Annotated in this window: 17 protein-coding genes; 8 read left to right on the top strand and 9 right to left on the bottom strand. The window is 57.3% G+C overall.

Features of this window, described 5'->3' with window-relative positions:
• The first annotated feature begins 85 nt into the window (after positions 1 to 85).
• The gene (gene eco / locus AC3EMD_RS07610; RefSeq protein ID WP_032733375.1) at positions 86 to 577 is read left to right on the top strand and encodes a serine protease inhibitor ecotin; all 492 of its coding nucleotides are present in this window, start codon (positions 86 to 88) and stop codon (positions 575 to 577) included.
• Positions 578 to 641: 64 nt separating this feature from the next.
• On the opposite strand, the gene mqo is transcribed toward eco, so the two are convergent.
• Positions 642 to 2,276, bottom strand: coding sequence for a malate dehydrogenase (quinone) (mqo, locus tag AC3EMD_RS07605; protein WP_302074010.1), 1,635 nt, complete (start codon positions 2,274 to 2,276; stop codon positions 642 to 644).
• Positions 2,277 to 2,634: 358 nt separating this feature from the next.
• Here mqo and AC3EMD_RS07600 point away from each other — a divergent pair, with 358 nt between their 5' ends.
• The gene (locus tag AC3EMD_RS07600; protein ID WP_072125767.1) at positions 2,635 to 3,795 is read left to right on the top strand and encodes a SulP family inorganic anion transporter; all 1,161 of its coding nucleotides are present in this window, start codon (positions 2,635 to 2,637) and stop codon (positions 3,793 to 3,795) included.
• On the opposite strand, the gene mgtE is transcribed toward AC3EMD_RS07600, so the two are convergent.
• The 6 genes from mgtE to AC3EMD_RS07570 all read right to left on the bottom strand — a co-directional run bounded on the left by mgtE (position 3,758) and on the right by AC3EMD_RS07570 (position 11,106).
• On the bottom strand, positions 3,758 to 5,194 hold the full coding sequence (mgtE, locus tag AC3EMD_RS07595; RefSeq protein WP_012541001.1) for a magnesium transporter: 1,437 nt from the start codon (positions 5,192 to 5,194) through the stop codon (positions 3,758 to 3,760). The genes AC3EMD_RS07600 and mgtE overlap by 38 nt on opposite strands.
• A 155-nt stretch (positions 5,195 to 5,349) precedes the next feature.
• The gene (locus AC3EMD_RS07590; protein WP_016161571.1) at positions 5,350 to 6,993 is read right to left on the bottom strand and encodes a multidrug ABC transporter permease/ATP-binding protein; all 1,644 of its coding nucleotides are present in this window, start codon (positions 6,991 to 6,993) and stop codon (positions 5,350 to 5,352) included.
• Between the two features lie 74 nt (positions 6,994 to 7,067).
• Positions 7,068 to 7,721 (bottom strand): DNA oxidative demethylase AlkB, encoded by a 654-nt coding sequence (gene alkB, locus AC3EMD_RS07585; RefSeq protein ID WP_016161572.1) that lies wholly within the window; start codon positions 7,719 to 7,721, stop codon positions 7,068 to 7,070.
• On the bottom strand, positions 7,721 to 8,785 hold the full coding sequence (gene ada, locus AC3EMD_RS07580) for a bifunctional DNA-binding transcriptional regulator/O6-methylguanine-DNA methyltransferase Ada (protein WP_023340559.1): 1,065 nt from the start codon (positions 8,783 to 8,785) through the stop codon (positions 7,721 to 7,723). The genes alkB and ada overlap by 1 nt, the downstream gene beginning before the upstream one ends.
• Before the next feature lie 73 nt (positions 8,786 to 8,858).
• Complete coding sequence (gene apbE, locus AC3EMD_RS07575) at positions 8,859 to 9,911, bottom strand: FAD:protein FMN transferase ApbE (protein ID WP_023340560.1); 1,053 nt, start codon at positions 9,909 to 9,911, stop codon at positions 8,859 to 8,861.
• Positions 9,912 to 10,014: 103 nt separating this feature from the next.
• The gene (locus tag AC3EMD_RS07570; RefSeq protein WP_008803977.1) at positions 10,015 to 11,106 is read right to left on the bottom strand and encodes a porin OmpC; all 1,092 of its coding nucleotides are present in this window, start codon (positions 11,104 to 11,106) and stop codon (positions 10,015 to 10,017) included.
• Between the two features lie 772 nt (positions 11,107 to 11,878).
• Here AC3EMD_RS07570 and rcsD point away from each other — a divergent pair.
• Together rcsD and rcsB are read left to right on the top strand one after the other, a co-directional pair.
• Positions 11,879 to 14,536 (top strand): phosphotransferase RcsD, encoded by a 2,658-nt coding sequence (gene rcsD, locus AC3EMD_RS07565; protein ID WP_032755031.1) that lies wholly within the window; start codon positions 11,879 to 11,881, stop codon positions 14,534 to 14,536.
• A 15-nt stretch (positions 14,537 to 14,551) separates the two neighbouring features.
• Complete coding sequence (rcsB, locus tag AC3EMD_RS07560; RefSeq protein WP_004201684.1) at positions 14,552 to 15,202, top strand: response regulator transcription factor RcsB; 651 nt, start codon at positions 14,552 to 14,554, stop codon at positions 15,200 to 15,202.
• A 45-nt stretch (positions 15,203 to 15,247) separates the two neighbouring features.
• Here rcsB and rcsC read toward each other — a convergent pair whose 3' ends face one another.
• Together rcsC and gyrA are read right to left on the bottom strand one after the other, a co-directional pair.
• Positions 15,248 to 18,088: a two-component system sensor histidine kinase RcsC gene (rcsC, locus tag AC3EMD_RS07555; protein WP_032755032.1), complete on the bottom strand. Its 2,841-nt coding sequence runs from the start codon at positions 18,086 to 18,088 to the stop codon at positions 15,248 to 15,250.
• A 131-nt stretch (positions 18,089 to 18,219) separates the two neighbouring features.
• Positions 18,220 to 20,853: a DNA topoisomerase (ATP-hydrolyzing) subunit A gene (gyrA, locus tag AC3EMD_RS07550; RefSeq protein ID WP_008803974.1), complete on the bottom strand. Its 2,634-nt coding sequence runs from the start codon at positions 20,851 to 20,853 to the stop codon at positions 18,220 to 18,222.
• 146 nt (positions 20,854 to 20,999) lie between these two features.
• Between gyrA and ubiG the strand changes: the two genes are divergently transcribed.
• The 4 genes from ubiG to yfaE all read left to right on the top strand — a co-directional run bounded on the left by ubiG (position 21,000) and on the right by yfaE (position 25,844).
• Positions 21,000 to 21,728 (top strand): bifunctional 2-polyprenyl-6-hydroxyphenol methylase/3-demethylubiquinol 3-O-methyltransferase UbiG, encoded by a 729-nt coding sequence (gene ubiG, locus AC3EMD_RS07545; protein WP_008803973.1) that lies wholly within the window; start codon positions 21,000 to 21,002, stop codon positions 21,726 to 21,728.
• Between the two features lie 344 nt (positions 21,729 to 22,072).
• The gene (gene nrdA, locus AC3EMD_RS07540; protein WP_008803972.1) at positions 22,073 to 24,358 is read left to right on the top strand and encodes a class 1a ribonucleoside-diphosphate reductase subunit alpha; all 2,286 of its coding nucleotides are present in this window, start codon (positions 22,073 to 22,075) and stop codon (positions 24,356 to 24,358) included.
• Between the two features lie 101 nt (positions 24,359 to 24,459).
• A complete protein-coding gene (gene nrdB / locus AC3EMD_RS07535; RefSeq protein WP_004140835.1) occupies positions 24,460 to 25,590 on the top strand; it encodes a class Ia ribonucleoside-diphosphate reductase subunit beta in 1,131 nt (376 codons plus the stop codon).
• Positions 25,590 to 25,844, top strand: coding sequence for a class I ribonucleotide reductase maintenance protein YfaE (gene yfaE / locus AC3EMD_RS07530; RefSeq protein ID WP_002913017.1), 255 nt, complete (start codon positions 25,590 to 25,592; stop codon positions 25,842 to 25,844). Before nrdB ends, yfaE begins: the two co-directional genes overlap by 1 nt.
• Positions 25,845 to 25,986: the final 142 nt, after the last annotated feature.

Below are 25,986 nucleotides of genomic sequence, written 5' to 3'. Positions count from 1 at the left end.
GAAAAAATTAGTAAATAAAACTTAACATTCAGCAAAGCAATGATAGGCTGTATCAGTCAGGAACGAAAATAAAGGATGATCAACCGTGAAAAAAATCACTACGCTAGCCGTTTCTCTGCTGACCGCCGCCTGCATGTCCGCTGGCGCTCTGGCCGCAGACCAGCCGCTGGAAAAAGTCGCGCCGTTCCCGAAAGCGGAAAAAGGCATGAAGCGTCAGGTTATTCAGCTGCCGCAGCAGCAGGATGAGTCAGCGCTGAAGGTTGAGCTGATAATCGGCCAGACGCTGGAAGTTGACTGCAACCACCATCGTTTAGGCGGGAAGCTGGAAAGCAAAACCCTGGAAGGCTGGGGCTATGACTACTATGTCTTTGATAAGCTGAGCGGCCCGGTCTCTACCATGATGGCCTGCCCGGATGGCAAGAAAGAGAAGAAATTTGTCACTGCCGGTCTCGGCGATGATGCCATGCTGCGCTACAACAGCAAGCTGCCGATTGTCGTGTACGCGCCGACCAATGTCGATGTGAAATATCGCATCTGGCGCGCCGACGAAACCATCGGTAACGCCGTCGTCCGCTAAGTCGACCCATCAAACCGACAAAAAAATGGCAGCCCGCAGGCTGCCGTTTTTGTCAGAGCGTTTGTCAGAGCGCGATATCCGCCATCGGCTTACCACCGCTCAGCGGCTTCAGCTCCGCCTGCGGGGCTTCATCCGCCACCGCGGCCGGCTCATATTTCAGCTCCAGCACTTCACTGGTCCACGCCAGCGCTTTCTCAATCTCCGCCTGGTTGCCGTCAAGGCGAATACCGTAGGTCGGGATGATGGCCTTCAGCCTGGCCTGCCATTCCGGCGAATTGACTTTGTCTTTAAACACTTTTTCCATTAGCTGCAGCATGATAGGCGCCGCGGTGGAGGCGCCTGGCGATGCGCCGAGCAGCGCCGCGACAGTGCCTTCGTCATCGCTCACCACTTCAGTACCGAGGCGCAGTACCCCGCCCTTCTTCGCATCGCGCTTGATAATCTGCACGCGCTGACCGGCCTGCCACAACCGCCAGTCCTCTTTCCGCGCTTCCGGATAGTACTCGCACAGCGCCGCCAGGCGATCTTTATCTTTCTGCATCACCTGGCTAATCAGGTATTTCACCAGATCGAAGTTGTCCAGACCGACGTTGAGCATCGGCAGAATATTCGAGGTATTCGTCGAGGCCAGCAGATCCCACAATGAACCGTTCTTCAGGAAGCGGGTCGAGAAGGTGGCGAACGGCCCGAACAGCACCACGCGTTTACCGTCGATAATACGGGTATCAATGTGCGGCACCGACATCGGCGGCGCGCCCACTTCGGCCTGGCCGTAAACCTTCGCCAGATGGTGGTTCACCACCTCCGGATTTTCGCAGACCAGGAACTGGCCGCCGACCGGGAAGCCCGCATACTCTTTGGCCTGTGGAATGCCGGTTTCCTGCAGCAGCGTCAACGCCGCGCCGCCGGCGCCGATAAAGATGAATTTCGCTTTAATGACCCGCTTCTGACGACGGTTGTCGGCATCCGCGAGAGTGACCGTCCAGCTCTTGTCGGCGTTGCGCTTGAAGCGACGTACCACGGTACCCAGCTGCAGGGAGAAATTATCATGCTTTTGCAGGCCGGCGATCAGCTGGCGGGTAATTTCGCCATAGTTGACGTCGGTTCCCACTTCAGTACGGGTGGCGGCCACCTTTTGCTGCGGATCGCGGCCTTCCATTACCAGCGGCGCCCAGGCTTTGATCTGCTGATGGTCTTCAGAATAGCGAATACCGCGGAACAGTTCGCTCTGCTGCAGCGCCGCATAGCGCGCGCGCAGGAAGTTGACGTTATCTTCGCCCCACACAAAGCTCATGTGCGGCACACTGTTAATGAAAGATTTTGGTTTGTTCAGGACGCCGCGCGTCACCTGATGCGCCCAGAACTGACGCGAGATATGGAAGGCTTCGTTGATGTCGACCGCTTTGTCGATATTGATGCCGTTGGCGGTCTGCGGCGTGTAGTTCAGCTCCATTAGCGCCGCGTGGCCGGTACCCGCATTGTTCCACCCGTTTGAGCTCTCTTCCGCCACGCTGGACATCTGCTCAACCATGGTAATAGACCAGTCTGGCTCAAGTTCCTGCAGCCAGGTTCCCAGTGTGGCGCTCATAATGCCGCCGCCAATCAACAATACATCCGTCTCTTGCTCATGGCGGGTGTTGGTCCGAGTGCTGTTGGGACCAACCGCCTGTGAGCGTGGTACGGCCATCTTTTTATTCATCGGATTTGAGCCTTACTTTACTCGCTGTTTTTATTTAGCGCAGGTGATACGATTCTCACCACTCACGTTACCACCGAAGCTCAAAAATTTAAATATTGTTTAAATTTTAAGTTCTGTTTTGAGATCCGTTATAAAAATGTTTAATAAATGTATACGCCAAATCACTTTTTGTACTGGTAGCCTTGGGGATTCCGCGCTATCATCCTCGGTTTTGTGACAGACCGCACGGAAGCAGGGCCTGCCACCGCTCCCTCTTTTTTATAAGCTGCGAACTTTTTTTATGCCCCCAGTTTCTGACCCCGCCGCTTCCGGCAATCTGCGCCCCATCCTCCGCTCCCCGTCGTTACTGACGCGCGAAGTGCTGGCCGGCGTGCTTACCGCCCTGGCGTTAATCCCTGAAGTTATTTCGTTTTCGGTCATTGCCGGTGTTGACCCGCAGGTCAGCCTGGTTGCCTCGGTGGTGCTTTGCCTGGCGATGTCGGTCCTCGGCGGGCGCCCGGCAATGGTGACGGCTGCTGCCGGGTCGGTGGCGCTGGTCATTGGCCCAATGGTGCATCAGTACGGCGTGGGCTACATTCTGCCGGCGGTCATTCTGGCGGGTATGATTCAAATTTTGTTTGGTCTGTGCGGCATGGCGCGCCTGATGCGTTTTATTCCCCCGGCAGTGATGACCGGGTTCGTCAATGCCCTCGGGATCCTGATTTTCTTTGCTCAGGTACCGCACTTCTGGAGTCGCCAGCCGCTGATCGTCGGCCTGTTCGTCCTGACGCTGCTTATCGTCCTCTGGGCGCCGCGCTTCATTAAGGCCGTCCCGGCGCCACTGATCGCCATTGTCGCGCTCACTCTCTATACCGTCACCACTGGCCAGCAGTTGCCCACCGTCGGCGATGAAGGCTCGATGAGCGGCGGCCTGCCGGGATTCACTGCCCTGACCGTCCCCCTGAACCTGGCGACACTGCAGATTATCTGGCCGTGCGCCCTCAGTATCGCCTTTGTCGGTCTGATGGAGTCCCTGCTGACGGCTAAGCTGGTGGACGATCTCACCCATACCCCGTCGAACAAATCGCGGGAAAGCGCCGGGCTGGGTATCGCTAATATCCTTGCCGGCTGTTATGGCGGTATCGCCGGCTGCGCGATGATCGGCCAGACCATCGTTAACGTGGAGATGGGCAGAGCCCGCAGCCGACTCTCAACGGTGATCGCCGGTCTGGTGCTGCTCCTGCTGGTGACAGCGCTCAGCCAGGTGATGGCGCAGATCCCGATGGCGGTGCTGGCAGGGGTGATGGTGATTGTGGCGGTGAAAACCTTTAGCTGGCATAGTATTCGCCCGGGCGAACTGGTGCGTAATCCGTGGCCGGAAACGCTGGTGATGCTGGTGACCGTCGCCGCAACGGTGGGAACCAGCAATCTGGCGATCGGCGTGCTGGCGGGGATCGTCGCCATGGCGCTCATCCCCCGCCGCCTGCGCACGAAGGCGCAGGCTACATCAGAAACAGCGTCGCCAGACCAAGGAAAATAAAGAAGCCGCCGGTGTCGGTGATAGCGGTGATCATCACGCTGGAGCCAACCGCCGGGTCGCGCCCCAGCTTCACCATAACCATCGGGATTATCACGCCCATCATCGCCGCCATCAGCAGGTTGAGCATCATGGCCAGCGTCATCACCCCACCGAGCTGCGGATCGTCATACAGCCACCAGGTAATGGCCCCCATAATCCCGCCCCATACCAGGCCGTTAATCAGGGCGACCCCCATTTCACGCAGGATCAGGAAGGTAAAGCTGCCGGGCTGGATCTGCTGTAGCGCCATCGCCCGGACGATCATGGTGATCGTCTGGTTGCCGGTATTGCCGCCGATCCCGGCGACGATCGGCATCAGCGAGGCCAGCGCCACCAGCTGTGAAATGGTGTGTTCGAAGCCGTCGATGACCCTGGAAGCGATAAACGCCGTACACAGGTTGACCGCCAGCCACGCCCAGCGCGTTTTCACCGCCTTGCTGACCGGGGCGAAGACATCCTCTTCATCGCTCAGGCCCCCCATCCGGCGCAGATCGTTATCGGTTTCTTCATAAACCACATCAACGATCTCATCGATGGTCAGTCGCCCGATCAGCTTACCATCGGCATCAATGACGGCGGCGCTGAGTAAGTCATCACGTTCGAAGGTGCGCGCCACCTTCTCCGCCTCTTCGTGCGGCTGAAAGGTGACCGGATCGCCCTCCATCACCTCCCCTACCCGCTTCTGCGCATCGTTGAGCAGAATGGTCTGCAGCTCCAGCTCGCCGAGCAGCAGCTTGTTACGGGTGGTGACGAACAGCTTATCGGTGTTTTCCGGCATTTTACCCAGACGCCGCAGATAGCGCTGCACCGCTGCCAGCGTGGCCTCCGGTCGCACCGTAATGACCTCAAACTCCATGATCGACCCGACGCTGTTGTCGGCGTAGCGCATAATCTGGCGAATACGGGCACGCTTCTCGGCAGGCAGGGTCGCCAGCAGCCGTCCGGTCAGGTTGCGCGGCAGATGCTGCAGCAGGTAAACCTGTTCATCGATATCCAGCGGCTGCATCGCCTGCAGCAGCTCGGGGTCGCTCATCTTGTCGATCAGGTCGCCCCAGACGTTTTCTGAGGCTTCCAGCAGCACTTCGCCACGTTTATCGTCAGGCACCAGGCACCACAGCGCGGTGCGGGCGTCATAGGGGAGCGCTTCCAGCGCATCGGCGAGATCCGGCGGCGGCAGATGCGAGACCAGGATCTCGACTTCCGCCAGGTCATCGGCCAGCGTGCCTTCATCATAGCGTTCGGCCAGCGTCAGTTTGCCCAGCAGCGCGGAGGTCACTGCTTTATCGGTGCTCAAGAGCCAAATCAGACGGGCGCGCTCTTCGTCACGTAAGCGGGCGCTTTTTTTATGCAAAACGGACATCGATCGGGCAATCCTTTTGAGAATAGTGAGCCGGCCTGCGGGCCGGAAGCCTTAAGCATAGCGCGAGGAGGGGGAAATAATAACCGCCAGCAATGTAGTCGCTGAAAATTTCAGCGGCGCGGCGCCCGGCTTTTCCCCCGGGCTCGCGGCGAGCATCAGGCCGTACGGGCCACCGCATCGCGGGAAGCCTGCGCCCGCTCCTCCCCGGTGAGCTCGGACAGCTGGCCGGCACGCATCTCCAGCAGGCGATCGGCGTGCTGGAAATAGTGATCGTCATGGCTGATGGCGAACACGGTTTTCCCCATCTGCTGCATCAGCGGCAGCAGCACCTGATAGAACTCGCGGCGGAAATGCGGATCCTGATCCGCCGCCCATTCATCCAGCAGAATGATGTCCCGGGACTCGGCCAGCGCCAGCAGGAGCGCCACGCGCTTCTTCTGCCCTTTCGACAGCCGGAGGTCGGCGATTTTCCCGTTCTCCAGCTGCAGCTTGTGGGCCATTTGCAGGCGCTCCAGCCACGTTGCCACCAGCGCCGGATCGGCCTCCTCTCCCTGCGGCCCGAGCAGGCGGTCAAACAGCCAGACGTCGGTAAACACCGCGGAGAACAGTTTGCGATACTCCTCCGGTTTATCCGCCGCCAGCGGCTGGCCGTCCACGAGGATCTGACCGGAAACCGGCTGATACAGGCCGGTCAGGAGCATCGCCAGGGTTGACTTGCCGCTGCCGTTGCCGCCGATCAGAAACACCAGCTCGCCGCGTTTCAGCGTCAGGTTAAGCGGCCCTACCGCAAAGCGCTGGTCCGGATAATGGAAAGTGACATCGCGCAACTCCAGCGTCTGCCAGTCAGGATGCGCCTGCGGCCGGGGAAATTCGGCTTGATATGGGGCGAGAGAGAACTGGCGCAGCTTGTTAAACGCCACCTGGGCGCTGAGCAAGGTGGGCAGCGCGCCGACGGCGGAGAGCAGCGGCGTGCGCAGAAACAGCAGCGTCAGGGAATAGGTCGCCGCCACGGCGGTATCGGCCCAGCCGAGGCTGTTGGCCATCCAGAACACCAGCCCGATGGCGCCAAGCATCATAATATTCGACCAGTTAACCGCGCTGAGATGGAAGGTATCGGCGCGAACGATATGGTGCCGATACTCCCGGGCGTCCGGGAGGTAGAGCTGATTAAACACATACTCCGCGCGTTCGCGATTGAGGGTCAGCTCTTTGCGCCCCTCCAGCACCGTCTGGTAGTCGTGATACAGCTTATCTTCCGTTTCGCGCAGGCTGGCCATATGTTTGTACACCCGCGACACCAGCACAAAACCGCCCCAGATGGTGAGCGCCATCCACAGCGCCGTCACCAGCATCATTTTGCCTGACAGCCAGGCCAGATAGGCGGCAGAGCCGAAGGTCAGAATGATCCCCTGCACCAGCTCCGGCAGGCGCACAAAGGCGATGGTGATGTTACGGATATCGCTGGTCAGCCCGGCAAGCAGCGACGCGCTGCCGATCTTCTCCACCTGTTCAATCTGAGTATCGAGGATGCGTTTAACAAATTCGCCGCGCAGGCGATAAACAAAATGGTGGCCGAGGGTGGTCAGCGCCAGCTGGGAGCCCAGCGTCACCGCCATCAGCAGCCCCAGCAGGCCAAGAAACTCCGGCAGGACCCGCAGCGAGGTATCGACAGCGGTAATCAGGCGCAGGTTAATGAAGGCGATTAAGCCGATACCCAGCGCGGCGCTGAGCAGACTGAGGGCAATCACGCCGAGAAACGGCCAGCGATACTGACGCCAGACGAGAGAGAGAAGTTCCATAACAGGCTATCCGGAAAAGCAAAACAGCCAGCAGTTTAAACGGCTCGCCGATGACATCAAGAATAATTCTTATTTTAATACTGGCGACTGCCCGCCTGCCGAAAAGTGAGGTTGTAACGACAGTCGCCCGTTTCGGGGTGATGCCCGGCTTTCAGCGGCTGAATACCATGATAAAACAGACGCGACTCGCCGCCCCAGACCACCACATCGCCATGCTCCAGCAGCAGCCGTTGTAGCGGGTCGCTGCGTTGCAACCCGCCAAACTGAAAGATGGCCGGCAGACCCAGCGAGACCGAGACGATCGGCGCCCGCAGATCCTGTTCATCTTTATCCTGATGCAACGACAGTTTTGCGCCCGGCTGATAGCGGTTAATCAGACAGGCGTCGGGGGAAAAGTTCGGATAGCCGCCGGCGGCGGCTGCCGCCAGGGCCAGTTCGCGGAATACGGCAGGCATCGGCGGCCAGGTTTGATCGGTTAACGGGTCGACCGGGTCGTACAGGTAGCCGTAGCGATCGGTGGTCCAGCCCAGCGCACCGCAGTTGGTCATGGCGACTGACATGGTGTATCCACCCGGCGTGACCATCTGGCGAAATGGCGACTGGCGGGCGACATCGGCAATCGCCTGCAGCAGCGCCGGGGCGCGCTCGCGGGCGAAGCGTCGGAGCACCACCGCGCCGGGCGCCAGCGGCTCCTGCCACGGTGGGGTATCGCTAAACAGATCGAGCATTATTCCTCCTCGTGTTGGGCCTCGCGCGCCAGCAGTTGCGCTTTCCGCGCCGTTCCCCAGCGATAACCGGACAGCGCGCCGCCCTCCCGCACCACCCGATGGCAGGGAACGATCACCGCCAGCGAATTCGCCGCGCAGGCGCCAGCCACCGCCCTTGCCGCCCGCGGCAGACCAATATGCTCTGCTACCTGGCGGTAGCTGCGGGTCTCGCCCGCCGGGATCTGCCGCAGCGCCTGCCAGACCTGCAGCTGAAAGGCGGTGCCCTGCAGATCCAGCGGCAGCGATACCGGCCGCCGGCTGTCGTCGAGGTGGGCGAAAACCTCGGCCATTTGGCGACGGAACTCAGGGGTGCCCTGGCGCAACTCGGCGTTGGGAAAGCGCTGGCGCAGGTCGTCGAGCAATGCCGTATCGTTATCGCCCGGCAGAACGGCGCAAACGCCACGCTCACTCTGCGCCACCAGACAGCGGCCCAGCGCGCAGTCGCCCGTGGTCCAGGTCACCACGGTGGCGGCGCCGCCGCGGCGAAACTGACGGGCCGTCATGCCTAATGCCGCATCGGCCTGACGATAATAGCTGCTGCTGTCGGGAAAACCGGCCGCCAGCGCGGCGCGGGTCACCGTGTTCCCCTGCTCCAGCGCTTCCCGCAGACGTCGGGCGCGCCACGCCTGTTGCCACGCTTTGGGGGTCATACCGGTGACGGATTTAAACAAACGGTGGAAATGAAACGGGCTGACCGCCAGCTCACGAGCCAGCGCCTCAAGGGTCAGGGGCGCGTCCTGCTCCAGCAACCGGCAGGCCTGCGCCACTTTGTCGACCCTTTGCTGCTGCGGATCGTCTTTATCCGGCTGGCAGCGTTTGCAGGGGCGGAACCCCGCCGCCACGGCAGCGGCGACGTCGGCAAAAAAGCGCACGTTTTCCCGCCGCGCACGACGCGAGCGGCAGGAAGGGCGGCAGCAGATGCCGGTGGTCAGTACCGCAAAGACAAACTGACCATCGGCCCGGGTATCACGTTCGCAGACCGCCTGCCAGCGGCGGTCATCGGTATCGGCAACTATCGGTTTCATGACGAGGCTCCTGCTGTAAGTGTATCCTCAGTCTGCGGCGACGCCCGCAGCAAAAAACCCGCAATCTTGCTTTTTAATTTTTCTCGCCGACGAGGAAGGTGCGGAACTGTGGCGACATCCAGGTTTTAAACCCCTCGCCCTCTTTGACGATCATATAGACCGCCAGCCCCTGCTCGCGCACCACCTGCTGCGCTTTTTCCGGCCCGAGGACCATCAGTCCGGTATCCCAGCCATCCGCCTCCAGCGCCGTTGGCGCAATGACGGTGACGGAGACCAGCTTATGGGTTATCGGCTGCCCGGTCTGCGGATCAATGACGTGCGAGATACGTTTGCCGTCGAGTTCATAGTAGTTGCGATAGCTGCCGGAGGTGCTGATGCCGTGACCATTGATGTCGACAATCGCCTGGACGGCGTTTTCCCGGTCGGTCGGTTTCTGGATCGCCACCCGCCAGGGCTTGCCTTCGCCGTTCATCCCGCGGCTCACCAGCGCCCCGCCCACCGACACCAGATAGCGGGAGATCCCCTCCTGCTCCATCAATCGCGCGAGGTGATCGGCAGCATAGCCCTCCCCCACCGTGGAGAGATCGACAAACAGATCGGGGATATCTTTTTGCAGGAACTGCCTGCCGCTCTGATTGATAACCTGCAGATGCTGCAGGCCGGTGCGCGCCTTCGCCGCGGCAATCGCCTGGGCATCCGGGGTGGTGACCGGCTGTTTATCCGGGCCAAAGCCCCACAGATTGACCAGCGGCCCCACGGTAATATCCATCGCGCCGTGCGTTTTGGCGCCAATCCGCAACGACAGCGTCACGATGTCCGCCATCGCTTCGCTCACTGGCCATGGCCGGGTATCCGCCGCGTGGTTGAAACGCATCAGCGCCGAGTCGTTTTTCCAGGTCGAGAGCAGGCGATCGTCGGCGTCCAGCTGGGCCTGAACCTTGGCGCGCAACGCCTCAGCCTTTGCCTCATCCACGCCAATGACGCTGACCCGCCAGAAGGTGCCCATGGTTTTGCCATCCAGCACGGTGGCCGTCGAAGCTGGGGTCGCAGGGGTGGTGGCTGAATCGCAGCCAGAGAGCAGTACGCAGGCGCCCAGCAGTGCGGCGCGAAAGAAAGTCATGTCCATTAGTCGAGGCTCCTCTTACCAGGGCGACAAGAGTATACCAGCGAGGTTAAACCAGACATAAAAAAAGGCGCCAGAGGCGCCTTTTTCTTGTGCAGCTTGCGACTTAGAACTGGTAAACCAGGCCCAGTGCAACCACGTCGTCGGTAGAAACACCGGCGTTGCGGGTGAAGCTGTTGTCGTCCAGCAGGTTGATTTTGTAGTCAACATAGGTGGACATGTTTTTGTTGAAGTAGTAAGTCGCGCCAACATCAACATATTTCAGGAGGTCCTGGTCGCCGTAGCCTTCCAGATCCTTACCTTTAGACTGCAGGTAAGCCACGGACGGACGCAGACCGAAGTCGAACTGGTACTGAGCAACCACTTCGAAGTTCTGTGCTTTGTTAGCAAAGCCCAGGGAACCGGCGCGGGTCGCGTTGTAGGTCTGGGTGTACTGAGTGGCCAGGTAGATATTGTTCGCGTCGTATTTCAGACCACCGGTGTAGGTTTCAGCGTTGTCGCCGTTACCCAGAACCAGGTTGTTCTGATCGTCGGTACGTTTAGAGTGAGAGTACGCGAAACCAGCGCTGATGCCATCAAAGATGTCATAAGTTACAGAAGTACCGTAGCCGTCGCCATTCTGTTTCTGCGCGCCACGACCGTTGTTGGTCGCGCCTTCGCCGCTGACGCTGCCGTTTTTACCCTGGTACTGCAGAGCAAAGTTCAGGCCGTCAACCAGACCGAAGAAGTCAGAGTTACGATAGGTTGCAACGCCGTTAGCACGGGACTGCAGGAAGTTGTCAGAACCGTAGGTGTCGCCGCCGAATTCCGGCAGAACGTCGGTCCAGGACGTTACGTCGTATACCACGCCGTAGTTACGACCGTAGTCGAAAGAACCCGCGTCACCAAATTTCAGACCGGCGAATGCCAGACGAGTCCATGCCTGATCGCTGGAGCTTTCAGTGTTGTTCGCCTGAACGTTGTATTCCCACTGGCCGTAACCGGTCAGCTGGTCGTTGATCTGAGTTTCGCCTTTAACGCCTACACGCATGTAGGTCTGGTCGCCGTCTACGCTCTTGTCGTCAGAGAAGTAGTGCAGACCATCGATTTTACCGTACAGGTCTAATTTGTTGCCATCTTTGTTATAAATTTCAGCCGCATTTGCTGCGCCTGCTACCAGCAGAGCCGGTACCAGGAGGGACAGTACTTTAACTTTCATGTTATTAACCCTCTGTTTGTTATATGCCTTTTATTATGCCACTGCTTACTGATTACCCTTCTAATCAGTCGGCTATTTCATTGTGCTGCAAAATGCAGAATAATCCAACAAGAATATGATACTAAAACTTCTAAGATGTTTCAAAATGCCCACAAGATGTTTCAATTTGTAAAAATGGCGGAACTTTTTGCACCACAAAATGGTCTGGGAAATACGCACTAATAATCAAAAAAAATATTTATTTCCTCACAATCAATTACATACAGACAAATAACTCTATAGCACTGAATGGTAAAACAAAACTATCATTGGTGACTAAAATAACAGTCGCTATCATCATTAACTTTATTTATTACCGTCATTCAGTTCTGAATGTCTGTTTACCCCCTATTTCAACCGGATGCCTCGCATCCGGTTTTTTTTACCCTTCTTTACACAACTTTAATTTATCTGTGCTACGGCAAAAAATTCCCTAACGACTATTAATCAATCAATTAGCCTGTCAATTGCCCTTATTCAGCCAATGTCTTGTTATTTCGTGCGATTCTTCCGCCTGTACTTTGTCAATATCGCGACTGGTCAGCGTTGTTGGCGCGGTTTCATTTGCGCTTCGATTCTAAGATAATTCCTGGAGGGTATCGCGCCGCTGGCACCATTCTGTAGTATGGATTTACGCCATTAGCCTTTATACTGCCTGCAGCATCTGCTTTGTTGCCAGTTACTCTGGCGCTACATCCTGTTTACAAACAATGATGAGTCGTTCAGCCACAAGATGACCCCGAAAAAATTCTCCCTGATCCCCGGCAACATCAGCCGCTTCTTCATTTTGATGGTTATTGTCCTGCTGGCGACGATGGGGGTGATGATTCAAAGTGCCGTCAATGCCTGGCTGAAAGAGAAGAGCTATCAGGTGGTTGATGTCTCCCACGCCTTGCACCAGCGCATTGACACCTGGCGCTATGCCACCTGGCAGATCTACGACAATATCGCCGCGACCTCGGCTAACGCTGCGAGCGGTGGCTTGCAGGAGACGCGTTTAAAACAGGACGTCTACTACCTTGAGAAGCCCCGGCGTAAAACCGAAGCGCTGATTTTTGGCTCCCACGATAGCTCGACCCTCGAGATGACGCAGAAAATGTCCGATTATCTCGATATTTTGTGGGGTGCGGAAACCATCCCATGGTCGATGTACTATCTCAATGGTCTGGATAATAGCCTGATTCTGGTCTCAACCCTGCCGTTGAAGGACCTCTCCTCAAGCTTTAAAGAGTCAACGATCAGTAGCGTCGTGGAATCCCGGCGCGCGGAGATGCTGCTGCAGGCCAATACCCTTGATGAGCGCGAGACCTTCTCGCCGCTGCGCCATCTCGCCTGGCAGAACGCGCACTACTTTACGTTACGCACCACCTTCAACCAGCCTGGACATCTGGCCACGGTGGTCGCTTTCGACCTGCCGATTAACGATCTGATCCCGCCGGGCATGGCGTTGGACAGCTTCCGTATCGAGCCAGACCCGTCGCAAAACCTTGCCACCAATCCTGACAAAGAGACAACCGACCATATCGGGATCACCTTTAACGGCATGCAGATCGACATCGCCACCGATATCAGCACTACCGGTATGCAGTTGCTCTGGACGGTACCGCTGAGCAGCATGCTGCTGGCCGCCCTGCAGAATATTCTTCTGCCGCTGCTGCTCAACATTGGCCTGCTGGCGCTGGCGCTGTTTGGTTTTACCACCTTTCGTCACTTTAAAGGACGCAGCAGTCCGTCTGGCGCCGGGCTCCCTTCCGCCGCCAACAGCGAACTGCGTCTGCTGCGCGCTATAAATGAAGAAATTGTTTCTTTGCTGCCGCTGGGGCTACTGGTTCACGATCAGGAAGCCAACCGAACCCTTATCAGCAACCCTATTGCCGACCATCTGCTTCCGCACCTGAATCTGCAGAACATCACCAATATGGCGGACCAGCATCAGGGGGTGATTCAGGCTACCGTCAATAATGAGCAGTATGAAATCCGCCAGTATCGCAGCCAGGTAGCCCCGCGCACGCAGATCCTGATTATCCGAGACCAGGACCGCGAAGTGCTGGTCAATAAAAAGCTCAAGCAGGCCCAGCGCTTGTATGAGAAAAACCAGCAGGGGCGGGCGGCCTTTATGCAGCATATTGGCAGCGCCCTGAAGCAGCCCGCGCTGAACCTGGCGGCAGAGGCGGCGGCGCTCAGCAGTACAGAGAACCGAACGCTGGCGCAGCATGCCGATGAGCTGGTCAAACTGATCGATGACATTCAGCTCGCCAATCTGCTGGAAAGCGACACCTGGAAAACCAGCCAGGCGCTGTTCTCGGTTCAGGAACTGATCGATGACGTTGTACCGGAAGTTCTGCCGGCGATGAAGCGCAAGGGTCTGCAGCTGCTGATCAATAACGCACTTCCTGCCGGTGAGCAGCGCTACGGTGACCGTGAAGCCCTGCGACGCACACTGGTACTGTTAATCCAGTATTCCATCACCACCACGCCTATCGGCAAGATCACCCTCGACGTTTGCCAGGACGAGTCGGCCAGCGATCGTTTGACCTTCCGTATTCTGGATACTGGCAACGGCGTCTCGGCAAACGAGATCGACAATTTGCACTTCCCGTATCTCAACGAGACCCAGAGCGATCTGTACGGCAAGGCGAACGCCCTCACCTTCTGGCTGTGCGACCGCATGACGCGCAAACTGGGTGGGCAGTTGACCATCAAAGCGCGGGAGTCGCTGGGAACGCGTTATACCCTGCACCTGAAAATGCCGGCCAGCGAAGAGGCGCCAGAGGCGGGCGAACATCTGCTGGATGACGTTATCGTCCTGCTGGATGTGACTTCCAGTGAAGTGCGGCGGATTGTCACCCGCCAGCTGGAGAGCTGGGGGGCGTCCTGCATCACGCCGGACGATCGGGCGACAAGTCAAGCGTTCGATCTGTATTTAACGGATAATCCGTCTAATCTTACTGCTTCGGGCTTGCTTTTAAGCGATGATGAGGTCGGGATACGCAAGATCGGCCCGGGACAACTGCGGGTCAACTTTAATATTAGCACGGCGATGCAGGAGGCTATCCTGCAGCTTATTGAGCAGCAGCTGGCGGAGGAGGCGGTTCAGCCCGCCACCTCAGGAAACGAGAGTAACGCCGAACTCCATGCCAGCGGCTATTACGCACTGTTTGCCGATACGGTACCGGATGATGTTCAGAGATTGTATACTGAAATCGAAGCGGGCGATTTTGCTGCTCTGGCGCAAACCGCCCACCGCCTCAAAGGGGCATTTGCTATGCTTAATCTGATACCCGGCAAGCAGTTATGTGAAACGCTTGAGCATCTGATTCGCGAAAAGGATGCGCAAGGCATAGAAAAATATATCAGCGACATTGACGCTTACGTCAAGAGCTTGCTGTAGAAGGTAGCCTTATACATGAACACTATGAACGTAATTATTGCCGATGACCATCCGATCGTACTGTTCGGTATTCGTAAGTCACTTGAGCAAATTGAGTGGGTGAACGTCGTTGGCGAGTTTGAAGACTCCACGGCCCTTATCAACAATCTTCCGAAGCTGGACGCCCATGTGCTGATCACCGATCTGTCCATGCCCGGTGATAAATACGGCGACGGGATCACGCTGATTAAATACATCAAGCGCCACTTCCCGGATCTGTCGATCATTGTTCTGACCATGAACAACAACCCGGCGATCCTCAGCGCGGTGCTGGATTTGGATATCGAAGGGATCGTTCTCAAGCAAGGAGCGCCGACCGACCTGCCAAAAGCGCTGGCCGCGCTGCAGAAAGGGAAGAAATTCACACCGGAAAGCGTCTCTCGTCTGCTGGAAAAAATCAGCGCCAGCGGCTATGGCGATAAACGCCTGTCGCCGAAAGAGAGCGAAGTGCTGCGTCTGTTCGCTGAAGGCTTCCTGGTGACCGAGATCGCTAAAAAGCTCAACCGCAGCATCAAAACCATCAGTAGCCAGAAGAAGTCGGCAATGATGAAGCTGGGCGTGGAAAACGACATTGCGCTGCTGAACTACCTCTCCTCCGTCTCGCTGAGTTCGACGGATAAAGAGTAATCCCTTTGTTTTCTCCGTCTCGCCCCGGCGAGACGGAGCTCCCCGTTATTCCCGCCCGTTACGTACCCGCGCCGCATACACCGTCAGCGTTTGCTTCAGCACGTCGAGGGTGACCGGCTTGGACAGGCAGCTGTCCATCCCCGATTCAAGACAGCGCTGCTTCTCTTCCGCCAGGGCATTGGCGGTGACGCCGATCACCGGCAGCGTCAGGCCAAGCTGACGAATGCGCTGCGTCAGACGATAACCATCCATATTGGGCATGTTGACGTCGCTGAGCACGATATCGATATGCTGTTTGCTAAGTACGTTGAGCGCGTCGACCCCGTCGTTAGCGGTCACGCACTGGTAGCCGAGCGATCCCAGCTGATCCGCCAGCAGACGGCGGTTAATCGGGTGATCGTCGACCACCAGGATCATCATGTCGTCGTTATTACCGATCTGCGCGTCCGGCGCCATCAGCGCCCGGCTATTCTCCGCGCTGGCGAGGGCGACGTGGAAAATACGCCCCAGCAGCGGCAGCAGTTCATGCGGCGTCGTCACGCTATGCAGCCACTCTCCGGCCGCTCGCTCCTGCGGGATGCCGATATGGCGGCGGCAGAAGATGACCATCGCACTCCCCTGCCAGCCCCTCTGCGCTTCATCGTCAGTCAGTAAGACATCGTCGGCGTCCGGCGTTTCTCCGGCATGGCGGCGTACCGTCAGGCCGTGATAGCTGAGCAGCGACGTGACGAACATCGCCAGCGAGGTATTATGGATTGCCAGCCAGCAGGTCTTGCCTGCGAAACCGTCCGCCGTCACCTGCGGTGTGTTCTGCACGCCATACAGCGGGATACGGATGGTGAAACGGCTGCCCATCCCCGGCTCCGTTTCCACGGCGATATCGCCATCCATCATGCTGATCAGCTTTTCACAGATCGCCAGGCCAAGGCCGGTGCCCTGGAAGTTTCGCTGCACGCCGGTCCCCACCTGGAAGAAGGGGTCGAACAGGCGCAACACCTCTTTCGCCGGGATCCCCTCCCCGGTATCGCGGACGCTGATCTGCAGATAATCCCCCGCACACTGGACGTGCAGGATAATACAGCCGGTGTCGGTGAACTTAATCGCATTGCTCAGCAGGTTAGAGATCACCTGCTGCAGGCGCATCGGGTCGCCGGACATCTGCTCCGGGACATCCGGCTCGATAAAACAGTACAGACCCAGCTGCTTGCGTACCACCAGCGGCAGATAGTTAGCAGAGATATGGTTCATCACTTCGCGCGGGGAAAACTCCCGCGGCTCGATCTTCAACTGCTCAGACTCGATTTTCGAGAAATCGAGAATATCGCTGATGATTTTCAGCAGCAGGCTGGAAGAGTTGTTCATCGCCGTCACCAGGCGATCAACGCCCTTCGGCAGGGCCTTAGTCTGCAGCAGATCGAGGTTACCGATGATGCCGTATAGCGGGGTACGCAGCTCATGGCTGACGGTCGCAAGGAACATCGATTTCGACTGGCTGGCCTGTTCAGCCGCCTGGGCCATCTCCTGCAGCGACTCCTCCATTTTCACGCGGGCGGAAACGTCCACCAGCACGCAAATGGCGACGTTTTCATTGCGATAACGCGAATGGACAAAGCTAATCTGCAGGTTGGTATGGTTGCTGGTCAGCACATCGACAAAGTTGACCTGCTGGCCGCAGATAATCTGCGTCAGCCGCTGGCGATCCTCATGGGTCAGCATATTCAGGTAGTTGTGCGCCAGCTCGTTACTGAGAATATTGGTCCCGTCGACGGTGCGCAGAATACAGATCCCCACCGGGGCTGAGGCCACGATTTTGCGGTTGAACTGTTCATGCTCTTCCAGTCGCTGCGCATCATTTTCCGCCGGGATAAAAATGCGCCGCTCATACATTCGCGCCAGCGCAAACAGCATTGCTCCGGTCAGAATATTGAGAATGATGGCGTTGATGATGAGCATGCGGATCCGCTCCAGCACCTGGTCCACCGAAACGGAATAGACGATACTTAAGGAGGACGGCGCCAGGCTTTTTTTCAGCACCAGCTCGCGAAAGCCTGCGCTGTAGCCAAACCACATCCGCTCCTGCATCCACTTCGCTTCGCTCTGGATTTTGCCTTCCGCGCCGGCCAACGAGATCAGCGGCTGGCCGTTATCGTCAAAAATCGTCACGCTCATCGGCAAACTGCCTGGCGTGAAGAAGCTCTCCATACGGATGGTCTGCTCCACGCCGAGCATCGCCTGCAGACGGTTGGCCATATAGACCGGGGTCAGGGCATAAAAGTAGCCCACGCCGGGGCGCATGCCCTGGCTTATCCAGAACAGGTTGTTGCCGCGCTCGTTTTGCGGCGCGTTGCGATATTGCTCAATGCGCTGATGCAGGACTTTCAGCGCCTGATCGCGCTCAATCGGCACGTCCCGTAGGCCAAAGTTGGCCATGCAGAGGTTATCGCTGCCAATGAGAAAGATGCGGTTAAGGTCGTAGGCAGCGGTAAAATTATCCCGCCAGTAGCGCATAAACCACGCCAGTGATTGCAGCGAATTACGCCAGGTGCTGCTCATCGCGCTGCAGTCGGAATCTGGGTACAGGGGTTCAAAGTTGGGCACCGCTATATCGCCGTTTTGCCCTTGCGCTACCGCGTCCCCTGCCGACAAGCGGTTACCGGCGACGTACTTCAGCTCTTTAATCACGTCCGCCGTACGCTGAATATAGCGCTGGGCCTGATCGGCGTTGAGATTGAGCTCCTGATGGATCTCGGCTTCCCGCTCGTGCAGGGCATTGACGATATAGAACACAGAGACAAACGCAATCAGCAGCCACAGTAATACCGCCAGCGCTCTGAACAGATAACGTGAAACCTTCAGGGTTGTATGAAACGAGGCAAGATATTTCAATGTGGCGATGCTCGGCCGTCAGGGACTCAACAGAATGGGGTTAAAGTAGCGGTAAACCGGCTTTGCCGCAATCTTAATGCAAAAAGGGCCGGGAGAATACCCGGCCCTTTCAGAACATTTACCTGCGACGATTACTCTTCGTCTTCGGCGATGTCGTCATCGGTATCCGCTTCCGGGGCGATATCGTCATCGCCTTCCGCTACGCTACCGTCGATGGCATCCAGTTCTTCGTCGTCCACCGGCTCTGCCACGCGCTGCAGACCCACCACGTTTTCATCTTCCGCGGTGCGGATGAGGATCACGCCCTGGGTGTTACGGCCCACGATGCTCACTTCGGAAACGCGGGTACGAACCAGCGTCCCGGCGTCGGTGATCATCATGATCTGATCGCAGTCATCCACCTGCACGGCGCCCACAACGGAGCCGTTACGCTCGGTGACTTTGATCGAGATAACGCCCTGAGTGGCACGCGATTTGGTCGGATACTCCGCCGCTGCGGTACGTTTACCGTAACCGTTTTGCGTTACCGTCAGGATCGCGCCTTCGCCGCGCGGAATAATCAGCGAGACGACGCTGTCGTTTTCCGCCAGCTTGATGCCGCGTACGCCGGTGGCGGTACGGCCCATGGCGCGAACGGCGTCTTCTTTGAAGCGCACAACCTTACCGGCCGCGGAGAACAGCATCACTTCGTCCTGACCAGAGGTCAGATCGACGCCGATCAGCTCATCGCCTTCGTTCAGATTGACCGCGATGATACCGGCGGAACGCGGACGGCTGAACTCGGTCAGCGCGGTTTTCTTCACGGTACCGCTGGCGGTCGCCATAAAGACGTTGACGCCCTCTTCGTACTCGCGGACCGGCAGGATGGCGGTGATACGCTCATCGGCTTCCAGCGGCAGCAGGTTGACGATCGGACGACCGCGCGCGCCGCGGCTGGCTTCCGGCAGCTGATAGACCTTCATCCAGTACAGACGGCCACGGCTCGAGAAGCAGAGGATGGTGTCATGGGTGTTGGCCACCAGCAGGCGGTCGATAAAGTCTTCTTCTTTAATGCGCGCTGCTGACTTGCCTTTACCGCCACGACGCTGTGCTTCGTAGTCGGTCAGCGGCTGATACTTCACATAGCCCTGATGCGACAGGGTGACCACCACATCTTCCTGGTTGATCAGATCTTCGATGTTAATATCAGCGCTGTTGGCAGTGATTTCGGTACGACGTTCGTCGCCGAACTGATCGCGGATCAGTTCCAGCTCTTCGCGAATCACTTCCATCAGACGGTCGGCGCTGCCGAGAATGTGCAGCAGTTCCGCGATCTGCTCCAGCAGCTCTTTGTATTCGTCGAGCAGTTTTTCATGCTCAAGGCCGGTCAGTTTCTGCAGACGCAGATCCAGAATCGCCTGAGCCTGCTGCTCGGTCAGATAGTATTTACCGTCGCGCACGCCGAACTCTGGCTCCAGCCATTCCGGACGCGCGGCGTCATCACCGGCGCGCTCCAGCATCGCCGCAACGTTACCGAGATCCCACGCCTGGGCAACCAGCGCCGTTTTCGCTTCTGCCGGGGTCGGCGCGCGACGGATCAGTTCGATAATCGGGTCGATGTTGGCCAGCGCAACGGCCAGCGCTTCGAGGATATGCGCCCGGTCACGCGCTTTGCGCAGTTCGAAAATCGTACGACGAGTCACCACTTCACGGCGGTGGCGTACAAACGCGGCGATGATGTCCTTCAGGTTCATGATCTTCGGCTGACCATGGTGCAGAGCAACCATGTTGATGCCGAAGGAGACCTGCAGCTGGGTCTGGGAGTAGAGGTTGTTGAGCACCACTTCCCCTACCGCATCGCGCTTCACTTCAATCACGATGCGCATCCCGTCTTTATCAGACTCGTCACGCAGCGCGCTGATGCCTTCCACGCGTTTTTCTTTGACCAGCTCGGCGATTTTCTCAATCAGGCGCGCTTTGTTCACCTGATACGGAATTTCGTGCACGATGATGGTTTCGCGGCCGGATTTCGCGTCCACTTCCACTTCCGCGCGCGCGCGGATATACACTTTACCGCGACCGGTGCGGTAAGCCTCTTCAATACCACGACGGCCATTAATAATGGCGGCGGTCGGGAAATCAGGGCCTGGAATATGCGCCATCAACCCTTCAATGCTGATGTCTTCATCGTCAACATACGCCAGACAGCCGTTGATCACTTCCGTCAGGTTATGCGGCGGTATATTGGTCGCCATCCCTACCGCGATCCCGGAGGCGCCGTTCACCAGCAGGTTAGGAATTTTGGTCGGCATGACGTCCGGAATACGCTCCGTACCGTCATAGTTGTCGACGAAATCGACCGTCTCTTTTTCAAGATCGGCCATCAGCTCATGAGCGATTTTCGCCAGACGAATTTCGGTATAACGCATCGCCGCGGCGGAGTCGCCGTCGATGGAACCGAAGTTACCCTGGCCGTCCACCAGCATGTAACGCAGCGAGAACGGCTGCGCCATACGAACGATGGTGTCGTATACCGCGGAGTCGCCGTGCGGGTGGTATTTACCGATTACGTCACCAACGACACGGGCTGATTTTTTATAGGCTTTGTTCCAGTCATTGCCCAATACGTTCATGGCGTAAAGTACGCGACGGTGTACCGGCTTCAGGCCATCTCGGACATCCGGCAGCGCACGGCCAACAATGACCGACATCGCATAATCCAGATAAGAGTTCTTAAGCTCTTCCTCAATGTTGACCGGTGTAATTTCTCTCGCAAGGTCGCTCATCTAACCGCTATCCCTCTACTGTATCCCGGATTCAAAGGTCGCAAATTATAACACAGCCGCGCTAATAGAGGTAAAGCAATACGGTTTATTCATGGCGCGCTGCTGATATACTCGCAGGTCTGAACAGAAAAGGAGTAAAAGCGCCCATGAATGCCGAAAAAACGTCGGTAGCCCCTAACGTCGATCATGCCGAAATCGCCAAATTCGAAGCCGTCGCCTCGCGCTGGTGGGATCTGGAGGGCGAGTTCAAACCGCTCCACCGCATCAACCCGCTGCGGCTGGGCTATATCGCCGAACGCTCCGGCGGCCTGTTCGGTAAAAAAGTCCTCGATGTCGGCTGCGGCGGCGGCATTCTCGCCGAGAGCATGGCGCGCGAAGGTGCGACGGTCACCGGACTGGACATGGGCGCCGAACCGCTGCAGGTCGCGAAGCTGCACGCCCTGGAGAGCGGTATTCAGGTGGACTATGTTCAGGAAACGGTTGAGGAACATGCCGCGAAGCATCCGCAGCAGTATGACGTCGTGACCTGCATGGAGATGCTGGAGCACGTGCCCGACCCGCAGTCGGTGGTGCATGCCTGCGCGCGGCTGGTGAAGCCCGGCGGCCAGGTCTTCTTCTCCACCATCAACCGCAACGGCAAGGCCTGGCTGATGGCGGTGGTCGGTGCGGAATATGTCATGAAGATGGTGCCTAAGGGCACTCATGATGTGAAGAAGTTTATCAAACCGGCCGAGCTGCTGAGCTGGGTAGATCAGACTACTCTGAAAGAGCAGCATATCATCGGTCTGCATTACAATCCGCTGACCAACACCTTCAAGTTAGCGCCGGGGGTTGATGTTAACTATATGTTGCATACGACCGCCAAACAGGACTGAGGTCAGCACCTGCGCTTATGATGATTGCGCGGCATCAAGCCGCGTGATTATTTCTTCCGATGAAGAAATCAGCACTCGATCAAATTTTCATTTTTTTTTCTGTTTTATTGACTTCTTCTCCAGGCCTTATGCGACGTGGACTTGCGGATTATTACCCTTCCGCAACCTCAATTTAACGTCAAAATCAACCCTTGTACTCAAAAGATTCCTTACTAAAATACTCACCATATAGCGTTTCTTTTATCGACAACCCCCTACATATAGTATTTATCCACAGAGTTAGTCACAACGGCCTTCTGTGGATAAACGGGGGATATTTTCTTTCACGGACAGGTAAAATCCACATGAATCAGAGTCTGCTGGTGACAAAGCGCGACGGGACCACCGAGCGCATCAATCTCGACAAAATCCATCGCGTACTGGATTGGGCGGCAGAAGGACTGAATAACGTTTCGATTTCCCAGGTAGAGCTGCGCTCCCATATCCAGTTCTATGACGGCATCAAAACCGCGGACATCCACGAAACCATTATTAAAGCCGCCGCGGATTTGATCTCCCGCGACGCGCCGGATTACCAGTACCTCGCCGCGCGTCTGGCGATTTTCCATTTGCGTAAAAAAGCCTTCGGCCAGTTTGAGCCGCCGGCGCTCTACGATCACGTGGTGAAGATGGTCGAGAAGGGTAAATACGATCATCATCTGCTGGAAGACTACACGGAAGAAGAGTTCCAGCAGATGGACGGTTTCCTCGACCACTGGCGCGACATGAACTTCTCCTACGCAGCCGTTAAGCAACTGGAAGGCAAGTATCTGGTACAAAACCGCGTTACCGGCGAAATTTATGAGAGCGCACAGTTCCTCTATATTCTGGTCGCCGCGTGTCTGTTCTCGAACTACCCGCGCGAAACCCGTCTGGACTACATTAAGCGTTTCTACGACGCGGTATCGACCTTTAAAATCTCGCTGCCGACGCCAATCATGTCCGGCGTGCGCACCCCAACCCGTCAGTTCAGCTCCTGCGTGCTGATCGAGTGCGGCGACAGCCTGGATTCCATCAACGCCACCTCCAGCGCGATTGTGAAATACGTTTCCCAGCGCGCCGGGATCGGCATCAACGCCGGGCGCATTCGCGCGCTGGGCAGCCCGATCCGCGGCGGCGAAGCCTTCCACACCGGTTGCATTCCGTTCTACAAACATTTCCAGACCGCGGTGAAATCCTGCTCGCAGGGCGGCGTTCGCGGCGGCGCGGCGACCCTCTTCTACCCAATGTGGCATCTGGAAGTGGAAAGCCTGCTGGTGCTGAAAAACAACCGCGGTACCGACGCCAACCGCGTTCGTCATATGGACTACGGGGTGCAGATCAACAAGCTGATGTACACCCGTCTGCTGAAGGGCGGCGACATTACCCTGTTCAGCCCTTCCGATGTCCCGGGCCTGTATGACGCCTTCTTTGCCGATCAGGACGAGTTTGAGCGCCTGTACACCCAGTACGAGCAGGACGACAGCATTCGCAAGCAGCGTATTAAAGCCGTTGAGCTGTTCTCGCTGATGATGCAGGAACGCGCCTCTACCGGCCGCATCTACATCCAGAACGTCGACCACTGCAACACCCACAGCCCGTTCGATCCGGTAGTCGCCCCGGTGCGTCAGTCTAACCTGTGCCTGGAGATCGCCCTGCCGACCAAACCGCTGGAAGACGTCAACGACGAAAACGGCGAAATCGCGCTGTGCACCCTGTCGGCCTTCAACCTCGGCGCGATTGACAGCCTCGACGAGCTGGAAGAGCTGGCGGTGCTGGCGGTGCGTGCCCTGGATGCGCTGCTGGACTATCAGGATTACCCGATCCCGGCCGCCAAACGCGGCGCGATGGGGCGTCGTACGCTGGGCATCGGCGTGATCAACTTCGCTTACTATCTGGCGAAGCATGGCAAACGCTACTCCGACGGCAGCGCCAACAACCTGACGCACAAAACCTTCGAAGCGATTCAGTACTACCTGCTGAAGGCCTCCAACGAGCTGGCTATCGAGCAGGGCGCCTGCCCGTGGTTCAATGAAACCACCTATGCGCAGGGTATCCTGCCGATCGATACCTATAAGAAAGACCTGGACGGCATCGTCAGCGAATCTCTGCACTTCGACTGGGAAGCATTGCGCGAATCCATTAAAACCCACGGTCTGCGTAACTCCACGCTCTCCGCACTGATGCCGTCCGAGACCTCATCGCAGATCTCCAACGCCACCAACGGCATTGAGCCGCCGCGCGGCCACGTCAGTATCAAAGCGTCCAAGGACGGTATCCTGCGCCAGGTGGTGCCGGATTACGAAAATCTGCAGAACGCCTATGAGCTGCTGTGGGAAATGCCGAACAACGACGGTTATCTGCAGCTGGTGGGTATCATGCAGAAGTTTATCGACCAGTCGATCTCTGCCAACACCAACTACGATCCGACGCGCTTCCCGTCCGGAAAAGTGCCGATGCAGCAGTTGCTCAAAGACCTGCTCAACGCCTATAAATTCGGTGTCAAAACGCTGTACTATCACAACACCCGTGATGGCGCAGAAGACGCTCAGGATGACCTGGCCCCGTCCATCCAGGACGACGGCTGCGAAAGCGGCGCTTGTAAGATCTAAGTTATTTTTGCCGGGTGGCGCGATGCTTACCCGGCCTACGATTGTGTAGGCCCGGCCAATGCAGTACCGCCGGGCAATACATTTCAACAGGACTCACTTCAATGGCATACACCACTTTTTCACAGACGAAAAACGATCAGCTGCTGGAACCGATGTTTTTTGGCCAGCCGGTTAACGTGGCCCGCTACGATCAGCAAAAATATGACATCTTTGAAAAGCTGATTGAAAAGCAGCTCTCCTTCTTCTGGCGTCCGGAAGAGGTTGACGTTTCCCGCGATCGCATCGACTACCAGGCGCTGCCGGAACATGAAAAACATATTTTCATCAGCAACCTGAAGTACCAGACGCTGCTCGATTCCATCCAGGGCCGCAGCCCGAACGTCGCGCTGCTGCCGCTGATCTCCATCCCGGAGCTGGAAACCTGGGTGGAAACCTGGGCCTTCTCCGAGACCATCCACTCACGCTCCTACACCCATATCATCCGCAACATCGTCAACGATCCGGCGACCGTGTTCGACGATATCGTGACCAACGAGCAGATCCAGAAACGTGCGGAAGGCATCTCTCACTATTACGATTCGCTGATCGAAATGACCAGCTACTGGCATCTTCTGGGTGAAGGCACCCACACCGTCAACGGTAAAACCGTGACCGTGAATCTGCGCGAGCTGAAAAAGAAACTCTATTTGTGTCTGATGAGCGTTAACGCCCTGGAAGCGATCCGCTTCTACGTTAGCTTCGCCTGCTCCTTCGCTTTCGCCGAGCGCAAGCTGATGGAAGGTAACGCCAAAATTATCCGCCTGATCGCTCGCGATGAAGCGCTGCACCTGACCGGCACCCAGCATATGCTGAACCTGCTGCGCTCCGGCAGCGACGATCCGGAGATGGCGGAAATCGCCGAAGAGTGCAAGCAGGAGTGCTATGACCTGTTCGTGCTGGCGGCGCAGCAGGAGAAAGAGTGGGCGGACTATCTGTTCCGCGACGGCTCAATGATCGGCCTGAACAAAGATATTCTCTGCCAGTACGTCGAGTACATCACCAATATCCGCATGCAGGCGGTCGGCCTCGATCTGCCATTCCAGACCCGCTCCAACCCAATCCCATGGATCAACACCTGGCTGGTCTCCGATAACGTCCAGGTGGCGCCGCAGGAAGTGGAAGTCAGCTCGTATCTCGTCGGCCAGATCGATTCTGAAGTCGATGCCGACGACCTGAGCAACTTCCAGCTGTAATGAAGCGGATTTTCCTGAAAATCTCTGACACTCGCCTTGAGTGTCAGGATGAACACCCTTCCCTGCTGGCGGCGCTGGAGTCGCATAATATCGATGTGGAATATCAGTGCCGCGAAGGCTATTGCGGTTCCTGCCGCACGCGTCTGGTTTCCGGCCAGGTTGACTGGCTGACCGAGCCGCTGGCCTTTATCCAGCCGGGGGAAATTTTGCCCTGCTGCTGCCGGGCGAAAGGCGATATCGAGATCGAGATGTAGTCTTGTCAGGTGGCGCTACGCTTACCTGACCTACAAAACCGCAGTTCGTAGATACTGTTATCGGTTTGCAACTTTTTCGCTTGAGAAAAACGTTTATCGCGTGTCGCTTCAGAGGATATTGCGCTCCCGGTTAATTTTTATG

Source organism: Klebsiella sp. PK18 (genome assembly GCF_057784655.1).
Note: the sequence above shows the minus strand (reverse complement) of the source record. Positions and strands in the feature narration are given on the sequence as shown.